The sequence below is a fragment of the Nonomuraea sp. NPDC050786 genome (assembly GCF_040654115.1).
GTDB lineage: Bacteria > Actinomycetota > Actinomycetes > Streptosporangiales > Streptosporangiaceae > Nonomuraea.
In genome coordinates this window covers 102,082-116,835 of record NZ_JBFAHJ010000003.1, presented here as the reverse complement: position 1 = coordinate 116,835, position 14,754 = coordinate 102,082, and the positions used below count along the sequence as shown (strand labels likewise).

17 protein-coding genes are annotated in these 14,754 nt (G+C 68.8%); 10 read left to right on the top strand and 7 right to left on the bottom strand.

The annotated features are described in order from the left end of the window. Positions 1-156 precede the first annotated feature (156 nt). Positions 157-615 (top strand): ATP-binding protein, encoded by a 459-nt coding sequence (locus AB0H84_RS08145; RefSeq protein ID WP_357600001.1) that lies wholly within the window; start codon positions 157-159, stop codon positions 613-615. Between the two features lie 29 nt (positions 616-644). Here AB0H84_RS08145 and AB0H84_RS08140 read toward each other — a convergent pair whose 3' ends face one another. Continuing rightward, positions 645-1,487 (bottom strand): alpha/beta hydrolase, encoded by an 843-nt coding sequence (locus AB0H84_RS08140; RefSeq protein ID WP_357600966.1) that lies wholly within the window; start codon positions 1,485-1,487, stop codon positions 645-647. Between the two features lie 390 nt (positions 1,488-1,877). Between AB0H84_RS08140 and AB0H84_RS08135 the strand changes: the two genes are divergently transcribed. The 3 genes from AB0H84_RS08135 to AB0H84_RS08125 all read left to right on the top strand — a co-directional run bounded on the left by AB0H84_RS08135 (position 1,878) and on the right by AB0H84_RS08125 (position 3,935). Beyond that, the gene (locus AB0H84_RS08135; protein WP_357599998.1) at positions 1,878-2,201 is read left to right on the top strand and encodes a hypothetical protein; all 324 of its coding nucleotides are present in this window, start codon (positions 1,878-1,880) and stop codon (positions 2,199-2,201) included. A gap of 141 nt (positions 2,202-2,342) precedes the next feature. Then, on the top strand, positions 2,343-2,753 hold the full coding sequence (locus AB0H84_RS08130) for a RidA family protein (RefSeq protein WP_357599995.1): 411 nt from the start codon (positions 2,343-2,345) through the stop codon (positions 2,751-2,753). A gap of 159 nt (positions 2,754-2,912) precedes the next feature. Beyond that, a complete protein-coding gene (locus tag AB0H84_RS08125; RefSeq protein WP_357599992.1) occupies positions 2,913-3,935 on the top strand; it encodes a hypothetical protein in 1,023 nt (340 codons plus the stop codon). A gap of 20 nt (positions 3,936-3,955) precedes the next feature. Here AB0H84_RS08125 and AB0H84_RS08120 read toward each other — a convergent pair whose 3' ends face one another. Together AB0H84_RS08120 and AB0H84_RS08115 are read right to left on the bottom strand one after the other, a co-directional pair. Then, positions 3,956-4,903: a hypothetical protein gene (locus AB0H84_RS08120; RefSeq protein ID WP_357599989.1), complete on the bottom strand. Its 948-nt coding sequence runs from the start codon at positions 4,901-4,903 to the stop codon at positions 3,956-3,958. Continuing rightward, positions 4,900-5,352: a sigma-70 family RNA polymerase sigma factor gene (locus tag AB0H84_RS08115; RefSeq protein ID WP_357600963.1), complete on the bottom strand. Its 453-nt coding sequence runs from the start codon at positions 5,350-5,352 to the stop codon at positions 4,900-4,902. Before AB0H84_RS08115 ends, AB0H84_RS08120 begins: the two co-directional genes overlap by 4 nt. 191 nt (positions 5,353-5,543) lie before the next feature. Here AB0H84_RS08115 and AB0H84_RS08110 point away from each other — a divergent pair, with 191 nt between their 5' ends. From AB0H84_RS08110 to AB0H84_RS08090, 5 genes are all read left to right on the top strand, one after another. Continuing rightward, positions 5,544-5,873: a PadR family transcriptional regulator gene (locus tag AB0H84_RS08110; RefSeq protein WP_357599986.1), complete on the top strand. Its 330-nt coding sequence runs from the start codon at positions 5,544-5,546 to the stop codon at positions 5,871-5,873. A 2-nt stretch (positions 5,874-5,875) separates the two neighbouring features. After that, a complete protein-coding gene (locus AB0H84_RS08105; RefSeq protein ID WP_357599983.1) occupies positions 5,876-6,289 on the top strand; it encodes a DUF1048 domain-containing protein in 414 nt (137 codons plus the stop codon). Next, positions 6,289-7,053: an ATP-binding cassette domain-containing protein gene (locus tag AB0H84_RS08100; protein ID WP_357599980.1), complete on the top strand. Its 765-nt coding sequence runs from the start codon at positions 6,289-6,291 to the stop codon at positions 7,051-7,053. Before AB0H84_RS08105 ends, AB0H84_RS08100 begins: the two co-directional genes overlap by 1 nt. Positions 7,054-7,063: 10 nt before the next feature. Continuing rightward, positions 7,064-7,825, top strand: a complete 762-nt coding sequence (locus AB0H84_RS08095; RefSeq protein WP_357599977.1) for an ABC transporter permease — start codon at positions 7,064-7,066, stop codon at positions 7,823-7,825. Between the two features lie 73 nt (positions 7,826-7,898). Then, complete coding sequence (locus AB0H84_RS08090) at positions 7,899-9,092, top strand: cytochrome P450 (RefSeq protein WP_357599974.1); 1,194 nt, start codon at positions 7,899-7,901, stop codon at positions 9,090-9,092. Positions 9,093-9,215: 123 nt separating this feature from the next. On the opposite strand, the gene AB0H84_RS08085 is transcribed toward AB0H84_RS08090, so the two are convergent. The 3 genes from AB0H84_RS08085 to AB0H84_RS08075 all read right to left on the bottom strand — a co-directional run bounded on the left by AB0H84_RS08085 (position 9,216) and on the right by AB0H84_RS08075 (position 12,574). Continuing rightward, entirely contained in the window at positions 9,216-10,169 is a 954-nt protein-coding gene (locus AB0H84_RS08085; protein ID WP_357599972.1) for a hypothetical protein, read from the bottom strand. Between the two features lie 70 nt (positions 10,170-10,239). Continuing rightward, positions 10,240-11,115 carry a tetratricopeptide repeat protein gene (locus AB0H84_RS08080; protein ID WP_357599970.1) on the bottom strand — a complete coding sequence of 292 codons (876 nt, stop codon included), beginning with the start codon at positions 11,113-11,115 and terminating at the stop codon, positions 10,240-10,242. Between the two features lie 19 nt (positions 11,116-11,134). After that, positions 11,135-12,574, bottom strand: a complete 1,440-nt coding sequence (locus AB0H84_RS08075; RefSeq protein WP_357599967.1) for an aldehyde dehydrogenase family protein — start codon at positions 12,572-12,574, stop codon at positions 11,135-11,137. 104 nt (positions 12,575-12,678) lie between these two features. On the opposite strand from AB0H84_RS08075, the gene AB0H84_RS08070 reads away from it, so the two are divergent. Beyond that, positions 12,679-13,749: a class I SAM-dependent methyltransferase gene (locus AB0H84_RS08070; RefSeq protein WP_357599964.1), complete on the top strand. Its 1,071-nt coding sequence runs from the start codon at positions 12,679-12,681 to the stop codon at positions 13,747-13,749. Here the strand turns inward: AB0H84_RS08070 and AB0H84_RS08065 are convergent. Continuing rightward, a complete protein-coding gene (locus AB0H84_RS08065) occupies positions 13,746-14,681 on the bottom strand; it encodes a hypothetical protein (protein ID WP_357599962.1) in 936 nt (311 codons plus the stop codon). The two genes, AB0H84_RS08070 and AB0H84_RS08065, sit on opposite strands and share 4 nt — an antisense overlap. Positions 14,682-14,754 lie beyond the last annotated feature (73 nt).

Sequence of the window (14,754 nt, the reverse complement as noted above, 5' to 3'; positions counted from 1 at the left end):
GAGGGATGGGCCAATCGTAGTTGTTCCCTGCCACGCTGGCCAATGGCTCGAGAAAAAAGTCAGGTCATCTGCCACGCGAAATTCTGAATCACGTGTGATGGCGTCGCGGGTAATTCCGGCAAGGCGGTGGTGTCTATGCAAATCCAACCGGCGTCAATGCCGACGGCGGATATGTCGCTCATTTCATCGGTACGCCTGCCGCGAGATGACAAGGCACCGCGACAAGCTCGGCGGATCGTCACCGGGTGGCTGGGAGGAGACGACGTACTGCTGCCCGATGCGCTGCTGGTCATGGTCGAGATGATCACGAACGCGGTCCAGCACGTGGAGTCCGGCGAGGGCCGTGACTGGGTGATGTTGCGGCTCCTGCACGGTCGAGGCGTCCTGCACGTCGAGGTCACGGACCCGGGCTCCTCCCGTACCTCGCCTGAGGCTCTCAACGGTGAGGCCGACCCCCAGCCGCCGCCCGTCGCGAGCGGGAGGGGGCGCGCTCTGCACATCGTGAGGGTGATTTCCGAGGGCAGGTGCGGCACCTACGTGAACGACGAGGGCCATCGCGTGGTGTGGGCCGATCTGCCCTGTCCCGATGCTCCGGCCCGGAGAGGCTCACGGTGACAAGCATCCCAACGCAGGCCGTCGGTCCGCTATCGAGTGCTCGCATGGAGCCAGTCCAGGGCCTTTGCCGCGGAGTGGAGGACCGAGATGTGGCCGTCGCCGGGAAGTATCTCGAGCTGCGCCGAAGGGCAGTGCCCGGCCAGCCACGTGCCGTGCGAGCTGGGCACGACGCGGTCCTGGTCGCCGTGCATGAGCAGCGTCGGCGCCGTGATCCGCGCGGGGTCGCATCCCCACGGGCTGACATACGCGAGGTCGTCGTCGATCGGCCCGCCCTGGCCGCCCTCCTGCGCCGGGCCGACGACGCTGCCGAACCACGACCAGTCGCCTTCCAGCGCGGCGTGATCGGCCGGGATGAACATCTCCGGGTCGTACTCGGCCGACGCCTCGTGCCGCTCCTTGGCCGCGCGGCCCTGGACGGCGGCGCGCAGCGATGCCTGGCCGCCGGCGTACATGCCCGCGAACCAGTCAAGGCCCTCGGCGCCGTACGGGGCCAGGCCGGACACGCTGACGACGGCCAGCACACGCTCCTGGAGCAGAGCGCCGCAGGCCAGGGCATGTGAACCGCCGCCGGAGTGGCCCATGACCGCGAACCGATCGATGCCCAGCTCGTCGGCGACCCGGGACGCGTAGCCGGCCGCCGACGCCAGGTCCCTCCCCGGCGCGGGGGTGGAGCCGCCGTAGCCGGGCCGGTCGTAGGACACCCATCGGATGCCCAGCCCCTCGGAGACGGGGAAGAGGGGCTCAGGCGGCGTCCCGATGTTGGGCGTGCCGTGGTGCCAGAAGATGGTCAGCGCCTGGGGCGCGTCCCTCTGGCCGGTGTCGTAAACGTGCAGTGCACGGCCGTCGCCGAGATCGAGGTCGAACTGCTTCATCACGGCGCGAGCCTAACGACCGAGGCTGACAGTTCGCGCTGTGCGGGGGTCCGGGTGGCATCCGCTGTCCCCGCCGTCGGCGGCGACGGGACGGTTGCCATCGACGGGCGATTTGTGTGTTCTAGCCTGAACGGTCTTCTCCATCGACGGCCCGTCCATCGCGGGAACTCATCCTGCCTGCGATTTTTCTCCCTCCGGGAGGAGGGAAACCACACCTCATCCCACTCGCCGACCGCCATGATCTCGCGCCGGTTTGCCACCATGTACTCACTGGCAGTAGGGCCCGGTCGTCAGGGCATGGGCCCTTCCGACTAGCGCAAAGGCCGGGGGGAGATGGATATAGAGGCGGCGATTCGCGATCTGAAAGACCGTCTGACGGTCCTCGAAGCAATGATGGGCTCCGATGACACGGCCACCGCCCATCCCAACGTGCTCTACGGTCACTTCCCGGTAGAGGAGAGCACGGTCGGGGAAGGCGCCACCACGCTGGAAGTCGCCATCGCCGAGGTGCGGGCCGACGTCGCGGACCTCCACATCGGGCTGAACCAGGACTTCGCCGCCCTGCGGGACGAATTGGCCGGTCTCCGGCGGCAGACGGACGAGCAGTTCGCCTCGGCCCGGAGCAAGATGCTCAAGCGGTGCGAGGCCCTGCGGGGCGACATGATCGACTTGGCGATCAGGCTCGATCGTCTGCTGGACAGGCGGGGCGCGTAGAGCCGGTACGGCCACGGCCCCCGCCCGAAGCAGCCGCTCGACCGATGGCAGGCGAAAAAGGGAAGGCGGGAACGGGACCGCCCCTGCCAGGATGGTTCACTTCGTACCTGCCGCGAAAGACCCCGAAGGACCTGAACGACCGTGCCCCGCGCCATCACGTTGATCCGCTCCTCCACCCTCTCCGACGTCGCCGAGTACGCCTACGCGGCCACGGCGCCCGCCGAGTCGCGACTCATCTTCCTCGCGGGCGCGTGCCCGCTGAACGAGGACGGGTCGACGGCCGCGATCGGCGACTATGCGGGTCAAGCGGCGAAGGCCGTCGAGAACATGCGGGAAGCTCTCGCCGCCGCCGGCGCGTCGCTGCAGGATGTCATCAGCACAAGGGTTCTCGTCGCGTCCACCCGGCAGGAGGACCTGGGGACCGCCTGGAAGGTGGTCCGGGACTCCTTCGGTGAGCATGACGTTCCGAGCACCTTGATGGGTGTCACCGTGCTCGGATACCGCGACCAGCTCGTCGAGATCGAAGCCGTCGCCGCCGTGCTCGACTCCTGAGGGCCGGGAGCGGCCGCCGCGCCGGAGCACCCTCCTGGCCCCGCGCCTCGGGACTGAAGATGGTGGCCAGGTGGCCGTTCCCGTGACGGTTCCGGTACGGACCGAATATGGTGGCCCGTGGACGATCAGCCAAGCCCGTAAGTCTTCGGGGGTCTCTCTATGCGTGCCGCAGCGGCAGTCCTCTCCTTCGTTCTCGCCGTCATCCTCGTGCCCTCCCTCCCGGCCGCCGCCACGTCGCTGCCCGGTGGCAAGGCCACCTACGTCGTGTCGCAGGGTCATCTCAAGGCCGCCTCCAACGAGAACTGGGTACGGCTGGGCAGCTACCGCTTCGCCGCGAACGGCACGGTGACCGCCGCCCTCTACCTGTGGTGGCAGCGTCACCCCGTGGCCAGGCAGCGCACCGGCATGGTCCCCGACTCCGGCTGCACCACCAAGGCCGGCGGTGCCCAGTCGCGCCCCCGTATGTGCAACGTGCTCACCGCCGGTGGCTTCACCGGCGCGCCCGACGAGAGCCGCACCGGGACGTACACCGTGTCAGGGGACGTGCTGACCATCCGGTGGAAGATCGCCCAGACGTGGACGGAGCAGTGGTACGTGCGGCCTGCCCCCGACGGGAAGCTGGCCCGCCTGGACCTCAAGTCCAGCACGCTGGCCACCCACGGGTACGGCTACGGCAGCAACGCCGCGCTCGGCACCCGGCGCGCGATGAGCTCGGTGAAGGCGTTCCCCGGCGCGCTCAGGCAGGACCTGACCAGCTGGGCGGGCGGCAGGATCACCACCGCCGCCAACCAGCCGTTCGGCCTGTCCGCCTTCCGCGCCTGCTCCACCACCACCTCGTGTCTGACCTACCTGCAGCCGTCCTCGAACAGCGCCTGCCAGAAGGAGGGCGGCTGCCCCCATTACGGCGGGGGAACGCGCGCCAACATCAGCTCCATCCAGTACTACCTCACGAAGATCTCCAACTCCGACCGCCGCGACACGCTGTGGCACTGGTGCACCTGCCTGGCGATGGAGCGCAAGGAGTTCTGCTACACCGGCAACTCCCACGTCAAGCCGCTCATGCAGATCATCGACGACAAGGGAGCCTTCCGTGGCTGGGTCGGCGCGGAAGCCTCCTTCTCGACCGGCGGCTCCCGGGCGCAGGACATGATGGCGGTGCTCCGCATCACCGACTTCCACTGAGCCGCGGAGCGCTTCCGGGATCAGTTCAGACCGGTGAGATCGTAGGCGACGTCGGCCACCCTGATCGCGCGGACCTGTGGGTCGTCGATCAGGGTGCGGAGGTCGCGGACGCGGGCGTGCTGGGTGACATAGGCGTACGCCAGCCCGTCGGCGGCCGACTTGCGCAGCAGCTTCAGACCGAGTCCGAACTTGTCCAGATTGGCCGCGTCATGGTCGCGCAGGTCTCCCACCCAGCGGCGGAACCCGGCCAGCCCGTTCCGGGGCAGCTCGCCGGGGGCGAGCTCCGGAGCGTCACCCTGTGGCGCGTCGGACAGCGGGGTGTCCAGACGCCAGCTGATCGGGGTCCCGCCGATCCGCCCGTCGTAGATCGCCGTCTCCGGGGGAACGGCGGCGTGCCGCTGGACGAATGCCGAGAACTCGCTCTCCCCCAACGGCTTGGCGAAATCGACCACCGCCAGGGCGTACATCGACTCGGGCAGCCGGTCCAGGATCCTTTTGGTGTCCGCCCTGCTCGGAGGGGCATCCGTGCCGACCGAGTCGAGCGCCGTGAACAGCGGCGTCTCCTTGATGAAGCCCGGAGGCGGCCATTCGACCCGCCCGAACTGGTTCTGGCTGACGGTGAAGACGGCGCCGCCGGAGAAGTAGTTCGAGGTGCCATCTCCGGCCCGGAGTGGGGTGAGCCGCACGGTGAAGGAGAGCGAGAACGCTGTGGTGTCGCAGCATCTCCCGGGGTAGATGTGGTAGCCGGGGTTGGCGACCTCAAGGGCCGTGTTGAGCACGTTTACCATGCGGTCCTCCCGGTCGCCGCGCCGCTGGATCCACTGGGCTCCCAGGTCGAGCAGCAGCACGGTGACGAGCGATATCACGGTGGCAGTGAGGGCGGTGCGCAGCACACCTCGCCGTACGGCCCGTCTCGTCCTGCCTGGATCGAAGTCCGGGATCGGAGGGATGGCTTCCTGCTCGGTCATCGGTGTCCTCCATAGCTTTCGGCGAAGGCCGCACGGGCGCGCCACAGGGCGGTTTTGACGGACGGGACGGAGCGGCCGGTCATCGCGGCCACCTCCCCGAGGGAGAACCCGTCGAAGTAGACCAGCGCGAGCAGCTGTCGCTGCCGCTCCGGCATGCGGTCCAGCACGTCGCGGACCGCGACGGCGTCCTCGGTGAGCTCGGGGACGCCCAGAGCGTCGGGAGAGGGCAGCGGGAGGGAGATCCGGCTGCGCCGGGCATGGTCGAGGAGGACATTGCGGGCGATGGCGAGCAGCCACGCGGCCGGGGACTCGCCGCGCCAGCCGAGCATCGCGCGGGTGGCCTTGACGAACGTCTCCTGAGCAAGATCTTCGGCGAGGTGCGGATCACGCGTCCGGCGCATGAGATATCCGCAGACCAGGGGCCAGTGGTCGCGATAGAGCTGCTCGATCCGGCTGCCGATGTCGTCCTCCGCGAAGGGGATGTCGTCTTCACACCACCTCAGACGAAGCCACCCGCCCCATGGTCACATCCGGATCCGTGGCGCTGTACGGGTCGCCGCGATTCCGCCTTGCGCTTCAGCTATTCAGTGTTACTATCTACCGGTAGCTAGCATTATTGAGTAGCTGGAGAGGGTGTTCCATGGGCAAGCAGGCGACGGAGATGCTCAAGGGCGTGCTGGAGGGCATCGTCCTGGCGATCTTGTCGGGCCGCCCCGCGTACGGCTACGAGATCACGGCATGGCTGCGGGACCAGGGCTTCTCCGAGATCGCCGAAGGCACCATCTACGCGCTGCTCGTCAGGATCGAGCAGCGCGGTTTCGTCGACGTGGAGAAGGTCCCGTCCGAGAAGGGGCCGCCGCGCAAGGTGTACTCCCTGAACGCTCAGGGGCGGGAGTACCTCGCAGAGTTCTGGAGGACCTGGAGCTTCCTCACAGAACGCCTCGAACAGCTCCGCGACGGAGGTAATTAGACATGGCCACAGAGTCGGCCGAGCAGAAGAAGCGCTTGCGGCATTACCTGGAGATCGTCACAGGGTCGCTCGAGGACAAGAGGCGCTACCGGGAGCACAAGGCACGCATCAAGCAGCTTCCCGAGAACTATCGCACGGCGGCCGAGGCGCTGGAGCGGTACCTGCTGATCTTCGGGCCGTCGGACGGCGGCAGCATGATGGCGATGTTCGAGGACCTTGCCGATCTGTTCGAGCAGAGCGCGGCGAACGGAACCTCGATCCGCGAGATCTTCGGGGAGGACCCCGTGGAGTTCGTCGAGGCGTTCATCCGCAACTACCCCGTGGGCCAGTGGATAGCCCGCGAGCGCAACCGCTTCACCAGCGCCGTCGAGCGCGCCGCCGGCGAAGACACCGGGAAAGAAGGCAGGACGGTCTGATGACGACACAGCAATCCCAGGCGATCCAGGTGCACGGCCTGGAGAAGTCGTACAAGGAACTGCGGGTGCTGCGCGGTGTGGACTTCGACGTGGCGCGGGGCAGCATCTTCGCCCTGCTCGGCTCGAACGGGGCGGGCAAGACCACGGCCGTGAAGATCCTGTCCACGCTGCTCAAGGCGGATGCGGGCAGGGCCCGCGTCAACGGCTTCGACGTCGCCACGCAGGCCGCGGACGTACGCGAGTCCATCAGCCTCACCGGGCAGTTCGCCGCCGTGGACGAGATCCTCACCGGGCGGGAGAACCTCGTGCTGGTCGCCCGGTTACGGCACCTGAAGGAGCCCGGCAGGATCGCCGACGACCTGCTGGCGCGTTTCTCGCTGACCGAGGCGGGCGCGCGGAAGGTGGCGACGTACTCGGGTGGCATGCGCCGCCGCCTCGACATCGCGATGAGCCTGATCGGCGATCCGCCGGTCATCTTCCTGGACGAGCCGACGACCGGGCTCGACCCCCAGGCGCGCATCGAGGTGTGGCAGGCCGTCAAGGAACTCGCCGCGAAGGGCACGACGGTGCTGCTCACCACGCAGTATCTGGACGAGGCCGAACACCTAGCCGACCGGATCGCGATCCTCCACGAGGGCCGGATCATCGTCAACGGCACCCTGGCCGAGCTCAAGCAGCTGCTCCCGCCCGCCAAGGTCGAATACGTCGAGAAGCAGCCGACCCTCGAGGACGTCTTCCTCGCCCTCGTCGGCACGAAGGCATAAGGAACCCACGATGAGCAAGCACTTCTTCGGTGACACCGCCGTTCTGTTGGGACGATCGCTGCGCCACATCGCGCGCAGCCCGGACACCATCATCACGACAGCGGTCATGCCGATCGCCATGATGCTGATGTTCGTCTACGTGTTCGGCGGCGCGATCAACACCGGGTCCGATTCGTATGTGAACTACCTGCTGCCCGGCATCCTGCTCATCACGATCGCCTCGGGCATCGCCTACACCGCGTACCGGCTGTTCATGGACATGAAGGGCGGCATTTTCGAGCGCTTCCAGTCCATGCCGACCGCTCGGTCCTCGGTGCTGTGGGCGCACGTGCTGACCTCGCTGGTCGCCAACCTGATCTCGCTCGTGGTGGTCGTGCTCGTCGCCCTGCTCATGGGCTTCCGCTCGTCGGCGGGGGTGCCGGCGTGGCTCGCGGTCGCCGGCATCCTGATCCTGTTCACCCTGGCGCTGACGTGGATCGCCGTCATCCCCGGCCTGTCCGCGAAGACCATGGAAGGCGCGAGCGCGTTCTCCTACCCGCTCATCTTCCTGCCGTTCCTCAGCTCGGCCTTCGTGCCCACCGCCACCATGCCCGGCCCGGTGCGCTTCTTCGCCGAGCACCAGCCGGTGACCTCCATCGTCAACGCCCTGCGCGACCTGTTCACCCAGCAGCCGGTCGGCACCGACCTCTGGATCGCCCTGGCCTGGTGCGCCGGCATCCTCGTCGTCGCGTACTTCTTCGCCATGGCCACCTACCGCCGCAAAATCTCCTAGGCCGCGTGACGGATCACAACGGGGCTTTTAAAGCACTGCAGACACGATATATCTCGAATGAGAAGGCCTGATCATGGAACATGCCGTCACCACGCTGCCGACCACGCGTCAGCCCGGCTGCCCCTTCGACCCGCCGGCCGAGCTGATCCAGGCCCGCGAGCACGGCCCCATCAGCCGCATGCCCTTCGCCGGCGGATACGAGGGCTGGCTGATCACCGGATACGACCTGGTCCGGTCGGTTCTGGCCGACCCGCGGTTCAGCAGCCGCAAGGAGATCATGCGCCACCCGGTGATCGACGTCACCGGCATGGAGATCCCGCCGGCGCCGCCCGGCGAGTTCCTGCTCATGGACGATCCACGGCACAGCCGCTACCGCAAGCCGCTGGTGGGCCAGTTCACCGTCCGGCGGATGCGGCTGCTCGCCGAGCGCGTCGAGCAGGTCACCGCCGAGCACCTGGACGCCATGGAGCAGGCCGGTCCGCCGACGGATCTGGTGACCGCGTTCGCCAAACCCATCCCCGCCATCATGATCTGCGAGCTGCTGGGCGTGCCGTACGAAGACCGGGGGCGCTTCCAGGAGCACGTCGACAAGTTCATGAGCGGGGCCGGCGACGAGGAGGTGATCGCCGCCTACACCGCGACCCAGCAGTACCTCGCGGACCTGGTGGTCGCCAAGCGCGCCGATCCCACCGACGACGTGCTCAGCGATCTGACCCACAGCGACCTGACCGACGAGGAGCTGAAGGGTGTCGCCCTGACGCTGCTGGCGGCCGGGCTCGACACCACCACGAACATGCTGGCGCTGGGCACCTTCGCGCTCCTGCAGAACCCAAAGCAGCTGGCCGCGCTGCGCGCCGACCCCACCCTCGCCGACAAGGCCGTGGAGGAGCTGATGCGGTATCTGACCATCGTCAAGACCTCCTTCCGGGCGGCGCTGGAGGACGTCGAGGTGGGCGGCCAGACCATCAGGGCCGGTACGACGGTCATGCTGTCGTACAACACCGCCAACCGCGACCCCGAGCACTTCGCCGATCCCCACGTGCTCGATCTGAGCAGGCAGGACGGCGGGCACGTGGCCTTCGGTCACGGCATCCACCAGTGCCTGGGCCAGCAGCTGGCCCGCGTCGAGATGCGGGTCGCCTTTCCCGCGCTGTTCAGCCGCTTCCCCACGCTGCGCCTGGCCGTACCGGCCGATGAGGTCGCCCTGCGCCCAGAGATCGCGGACATCTACGGGGTCAAGAGCCTCCCGGTCACCTGGGACGTGTGATCATCGGTCGGAGCGGGTGAGGTCGCGTACGGCCGCAGGCCACCGCACGTGTAGGAGCGCACGTTCCAGACGATCTGGTTGGGGGCTACGGCGCCGTCGTCTGTACATGGCTCAGCGGGCGATCTAGGCGCAGGTCTTCTGCACGACGTCACACCGTTTGACCTCGGGGTAGCGCGTTGACGGCTTGTCCAGCAGCGGGTGGGGCTTGTGGTGCAGATGCAGGTCGAGGAAGGCTCGAACGGTGCCGCGGGTGATTTCAACCGCGCGCTCTGCGGACAGGCCGGGATTGCGGTAGATGCCGAGTTGCTCCACCAGCAGCGCGGTGTCGGTGAAGGAGGCATGCTCTGCCCCTGTCACCACGAGCCAGCGCTTCCATCCGGTCAGATGTGCCCAGTCACGTTCCCATGCGGTGTCCTTGCCTCCTGGGCTGTGCATGGCCTGCGCGCCCAGGAAGAGGAACGGCCGCGAAAGCCCGCTGTTCGGGATGGGGGAGAATGTGGTGCCGTCCATGTTGAGCCCAGCGCGTACGCGGGTGTCGTTCAGCATGGCAGCGATGGCGCTCGCGCCTCCTGCGGAGTGCCCGGCCATCGCGATCCGGGACGGGGCAATCAGCGAGGCGCCCTTCCAGAGGGGGTGCGCGCCGGTCAGTTCGTCGAGGACGAAGGAGACGTCGGCCGCTCGGGTCTGGCCTACCTTGTTCCAGAACTCCTGGCCCTTGAGGATGCTCAGGAGCTGCCAGTACCGCTCCACCCTGGGCTCCGCGACCATTTCCAGCCATGTGATCAGGGCGGCGGTCTCCTCGGCAGGAAGGTCGTCAGGCATGATCCGCTCCAGGATCAGGTGCGTCCTGGGCGACTCCGGCGCGATGCCACGTGACAGAGCGCCGCCCGCGTGCTCCAGGACCAAGGGCCGGAGGTTGAGGCCGTACTCGAGGCGGTTGTCCTCCTCGCCGCTGAGAACCATCCGTCGGACCGTCTGCCGGAAGCTGTCATCGCCCACCAGTTCGGCCAGCTCCACCCACGCGTTGACCTGCTCAGAGGTCGGGTCTTCCGGAAGGTCCGACGGGAGGTCACGCATCCATGCCGCGAGGAGCGTGGCGTCCTCATCGACGACATCGGCGAAGTCGGCCCGCCTACCCTTGCCGGCGTCAGTCGCCGAATTCCAGGTGGAGGGCCTGGGTGAAGTCGGAGACCGCCTCCTCGTGGCGGTCCAGCTCCTGAAGGATCTCCCCCCGCACCCGGAACGCCCAGATGTACTCGGGGTCCAGGTCGATCGCCCGGTTCAGATCGTTCAGGGCCGCCTCGTTGTCGCCCAGCTCGCTCAGCACCGCCCCCCGGCTGCCATAGGCGCGGTCGTTCTCCGGGTCCAGCTCCAAGGCGTGGTTGAGGTCCGTCAGCGCCTCCTCGTACCGGTCTGTCATGCGCAGCGCCTCGCCCCTCCGGCTCAGCGCGCGTACGTACTCCGGATTGACCTCCAGCGCCTTGGTGTAGTCGTCGATGGCCTCGGCGTAAAGGTGCATGCGCTGGTACAGGTCGCCGCGGGCCGCCCAGGAGTAGGGGAGTTCCTCGTTCAGGGCGATGATCTTCCCGTGCGTCTCCAGGGCCTCGTCGAGGCGGTCCAGGTCCACCAGGGCGTCGGCCTTCGCCTCCAGGATCCACAGGGAGTCGGGGGCGAGGGTGAGGGCGTGCTCGAAGTCCGCCATGGCGTCATCCAGACGCCCCATCGCGGCGTACGTCTGGCCGCGCGAGCCCAGGGCGTACGCGCTGTCCGGCTCCAGCCGGAGCGCCTCGTCGAAATCCTCCAGCGCGGCCTCGTAGCGTTCGATGACGCGGTGGCTCTCGCCGCGCAGCCGCCAGGCGCGGGCGTTGTCGGGCGCCAGCGCGATCGACTCCGTCAGATCCGCGATCGCGGCGTCATGTCTCGACAGGGCGATGTACGACTCGGCGCGGCTGCGCAGCACCGACGCACGGGACTGGGCGGCTGCCTCCGACAGGCCCGGCTGGTCCTTGATCCCCTCGCTCATGAGGGGTAAATCTATCTGACTAAATCTGGATTATGGCTGCCTTTTCGCGGGTGTACTCGAGGACCGAATCGTGGCCGTACCCGCTCTCCTTGACGCCGCCGAACGGCAGCCCGGGCGGCATCTGGCGGAACGTGTTCACCCACACCGTACCGCTCTGCAGATCGCGCACGAACCGGTGCGCCCGGCCCAGGTCGCGCGTCCAGACGCCCGCCGCCAGGCCGTAGCGGGAGTCGTTCGCGATCTCCAGCGCCTCCTCGTCGGAGGAGAACGGCATGGCCACGGCGACCGGGCCGAAGATCTCCTCCTGGCAGATCCGGAGCGAGTTGTCCGTGGTCGTGTAGAGGGTCGGGGCGACCCAGTAGCCGCCCGGGAGGCCGGGCACCACGTCGGCGCCCGTCCGGCCGCCGAAGACCAGGCTCGCCCCCTCCTTCTCCGCCAGCTCGAGGTACGACCGCACGTTGTCGTACTGCGCCTGCGACACTATCGGGCCCATGGTCGTCCGCAGGTCCAGGGGGTCGTCCAGGATCAGGCCCGCGCAGACGCGCTCGATGCGGGCCAGCATCTCGTCCCAGATCGACCGGTGGATGAGGATGCGGGAGCCTGCCACGCACACCTGTCCGGCGTTGCCGGTGTAGATCGAGTTCACCGTGACGCCCCGGGTGGCCGCGTCCAGGTCGGCGTCGGGAAAGACGATATTGGGGGACTTGCCGCCAAGCTCGAACGTCAGGGGCTTGAGCGCGTCCGCCGACGCCCGCGTGATCGCCTGGCCGGTGGCCGTCGAGCCGGTGAGGCTGATCTTTGCCACGTCGCGGTGCCGTACGAGCGCGTCCCCGACCTCCTCGCCCAGGCCGCTGACGATGTTGAGCACGCCGGGCGGGAACACCTCCACCAGCAGCTCGCCCAGCCGCAGCACCGACGCGCTCGCCTGCTCGGCCGGTTTGACGATCACCGTGTTCCCGGCCGCCAGCGCGTACGCGGCCTTGGCGGAGAAGGTCGAGATGGGGGAGTTCCACGGGATGATGCAGACCGCCACCCCGTACGGCTCCCGCCGCGTCAGCCCGAGCGTGTCGGGACCCAGGATGACCGTGTCGCCCTTGGCCGCGTCCAGGCACTGCCCGGCGGCCAGCTGCCACAGGTACGCCATCCCCGGCAGGTCCCTCTTGAGGGTGTCGCGCAGGATCCGGCCGTTGTCGCGCGTCTCCAGCCGGGCCAGCTCCTCGGCGTTGTCCGCGAACACCTCCGACACCTTGCGCAGGTAGCCCACTCTGGCCAGGGCGGGCAGCGCCGACCAGGCGGGAAACGCGCGGCGGGCCGCCGCCACGGCCGCCTCGGCGTCGCGCGGCCCGCCGGCCGGGATCCGCGCCCACACCTCCCCGGTGGCCGGGTTGATGGAGTCGAGGGTTCTGCCGTCGCTTGCGGGGACCAGCTCGCCGCCGATGAGATTGCGATAGTCAGGCACGTGCCCAAGCATACGCTTGCTTGAGCTTCTCGAACACCTAAGGTCACGTAAAGTACGCGAACACCTACGCATGGGTGTCAAGGTGATCGGGGAAGACGCTTCGCATGGCACCTCGACTGTTGGGCCGGTTGGCCTATGGCTCCCGATATGACCGCGTTCCGTGGAGCCAGCGCGTCTACGTCCGCCCAGGGGAGCTGCTGGTACGCGAGGCCCAGTGGCGATGGCTGACCAGGCGCGCCCCGGTCCTGAGGCTGGCCGACTACCAGCAGCTCAGGCCGCTGAAGGCGATCGAGGAGTTCCTGAGCTGCATGATGTGCGGGGACACCCGCCAGCAGCCGCTCTTCTCGCCCGGCGGCAACGGATGGCGCTACCACGTCGTCCGCTGCCCGGGCTGCGGCTTCCTCTACCGCAACCCGGGCGTCCGTCCCGAGCGCCTCGGCGACCTGTACGCCACCGGCTACAACACCTTCCTGACCGGCAAGTACGCCGCCAACCGGCAGCGCCGCTACGAACTGACCATGCAGGCGTTCTCGCCGGTGTTCGACGAGGGCAAGGAGCGGCGGCTGCTCGACTTCGGCTCCGGGATCGGGCTCTTCCTGGAGCTGGCCGAGCAGCGAGGGTTCGACGCCTGCGGGGTGGAGCTGTCGCCCGAGTCCGTCGCCCAGGCCAACGAACGGCTGAGCAGCGTGCGCACGTACCTCGGCGCGCCCGAGGACGTGCCGGAGATCGCCGCCGGAGGGTTCGACGTGATCACGCTCTGGTCGGTGCTGGCGCACCTGCCCAGGCCGCTGGATGACTTCGCGGTGTTCAGACGCCTGCTGGCGCCCGGCGGGGTGCTGCTCATGCTGACCGTGAACGCGCGGTCGACGCAGCTCAAGGCATACGGGCCGGCGTGGAACGGGTTCACCAAGAACCACCTGATGTTCTACTCGTCCCAGACCGTTCGCACGCTGCTCGCCCGTACCGGCTTCGCGGGCGTCGCCTTCGCCCCCCATTACGGCGACACGGTCGAGGCGGGCACGAGCCGCCTGCCCGGCGACCTGGTGCGCAGGCTGCGCCGCAACGTGGAGCTCAGCGACGGCGGGAACATGATGCGGGTCCTGGCCTTCGCCGACGAGGAGGCCATCGGACGCTGGGGCGGCGGCCCGCTGACGGTCCACCGCCTGAGGGCCTAGAGCTCGGGAACGCCCAGGTCCGGGGCGGGGCCGCCGCCGACCTGCCCGCCGAGCGCCGGGTCGAGCTGCTCGATCAGCCGCTGCACCAGCGCTGCCCGCCGCACCCGCTCACGCCCCAGCTCCCGCGGCACCGCCCCGAGGTGCGAGCCGGAGGGGTAGATGTTGGGCGCGTTGCGCAGCCCCATCTTCAGGTAGACCGGCGCGGCGGCCCGTACGATCTCCACCGCCTCGTAGAACCGTACGAACCCGCCCTGGTCGTCCGGCACCTCCAGGTAGAGGTCGATCGGCAGCCTGGTCGCGGCCCGGATCTCGGCCAGGTGCGGCACGGTCAGGTCGGTGCCCACGTTCACGGTGGTGGCGCCGAGCCGCTCGAAGACCGCCGCGGTCGGGCCGTTGGTGAGCGGCATCAGCACGGACGTCTTCAGCACCAGATTGGCGGGGAGCGTGCCGTCCTCCTTCAGCGCGCGCAGCACCTCGAGCGTGCCGACGTCGCCGACGAGGAGGCTGCGGATGCCCAGCGAGCAGGCCCGCAGCGCGTCCGCCACGCACGCCGCCACCATCGCGTTCCCCCGCGCGGCCGCGCCGACGGCCTGGGTCAGCTTGGCCTGGCCGCCGGTGTCCCAGGCGGCCCGCGGCCCGAGGAACAGGTTGATCTCGATGCCCCGCTCGGCCCCGATCCGCGCCATGTCGGAGATCTCGGCGTCCGTCAGCATCATCACGCCGCTGCCCTGCGACGTCCTGGCGATCGGCACGCCGAGCCGGTCGGCCTCGGCGACCACCGACTCGAGCACGGCCGGCCCCTCGACGCTGGGGATCTCGAACCGGTACGGCGCCCCGTCCGCGAAGCGCGACTCCACGGCGGCGGCGGCGTTCCCGGCCACCGGATGCCCGAGCCGGGCCATCAGGGCGTGCAGGTCAGCAAGGTTCGTCATCGGGCAGGCTCCTCGTCATAGCTCACTTCTGCGCGCCCGAGCGTAGTGCGCCGCCCCTTCGCGGCCGGGAACC

Bases quoted from the DNA above. Each gene is read 5' to 3' on its own strand.
- AB0H84_RS08145 (WP_357600001.1), top strand. From the start codon at position 157: ATGCCGACGGCGGATATGTCGCTCATTTCATCGGTACGCCTGCCGCGA.
- AB0H84_RS08140 (WP_357600966.1), bottom strand. From the start codon at position 1,487: ATGAAGCAGTTCGACCTCGATCTCGGCGACGGCCGTGCACTGCACGTT.
- AB0H84_RS08135 (WP_357599998.1), top strand. From the start codon at position 1,878: ATGATGGGCTCCGATGACACGGCCACCGCCCATCCCAACGTGCTCTAC.
- AB0H84_RS08125 (WP_357599992.1), top strand. From the start codon at position 2,913: ATGCGTGCCGCAGCGGCAGTCCTCTCCTTCGTTCTCGCCGTCATCCTC.
- AB0H84_RS08120 (WP_357599989.1), bottom strand. From the start codon at position 4,903: ATGACCGAGCAGGAAGCCATCCCTCCGATCCCGGACTTCGATCCAGGC.
- AB0H84_RS08110 (WP_357599986.1), top strand. From the start codon at position 5,544: ATGGGCAAGCAGGCGACGGAGATGCTCAAGGGCGTGCTGGAGGGCATC.
- AB0H84_RS08105 (WP_357599983.1), top strand. From the start codon at position 5,876: ATGGCCACAGAGTCGGCCGAGCAGAAGAAGCGCTTGCGGCATTACCTG.
- AB0H84_RS08100 (WP_357599980.1), top strand. From the start codon at position 6,289: ATGACGACACAGCAATCCCAGGCGATCCAGGTGCACGGCCTGGAGAAG.
- AB0H84_RS08095 (WP_357599977.1), top strand. From the start codon at position 7,064: ATGAGCAAGCACTTCTTCGGTGACACCGCCGTTCTGTTGGGACGATCG.
- AB0H84_RS08090 (WP_357599974.1), top strand. From the start codon at position 7,899: ATGGAACATGCCGTCACCACGCTGCCGACCACGCGTCAGCCCGGCTGC.
- AB0H84_RS08085 (WP_357599972.1), bottom strand. From the start codon at position 10,169: ATGCGTGACCTCCCGTCGGACCTTCCGGAAGACCCGACCTCTGAGCAG.
- AB0H84_RS08080 (WP_357599970.1), bottom strand. From the start codon at position 11,115: ATGAGCGAGGGGATCAAGGACCAGCCGGGCCTGTCGGAGGCAGCCGCC.
- AB0H84_RS08070 (WP_357599964.1), top strand. From the start codon at position 12,679: ATGGCACCTCGACTGTTGGGCCGGTTGGCCTATGGCTCCCGATATGAC.
- AB0H84_RS08065 (WP_357599962.1), bottom strand. From the start codon at position 14,681: ATGACGAACCTTGCTGACCTGCACGCCCTGATGGCCCGGCTCGGGCAT.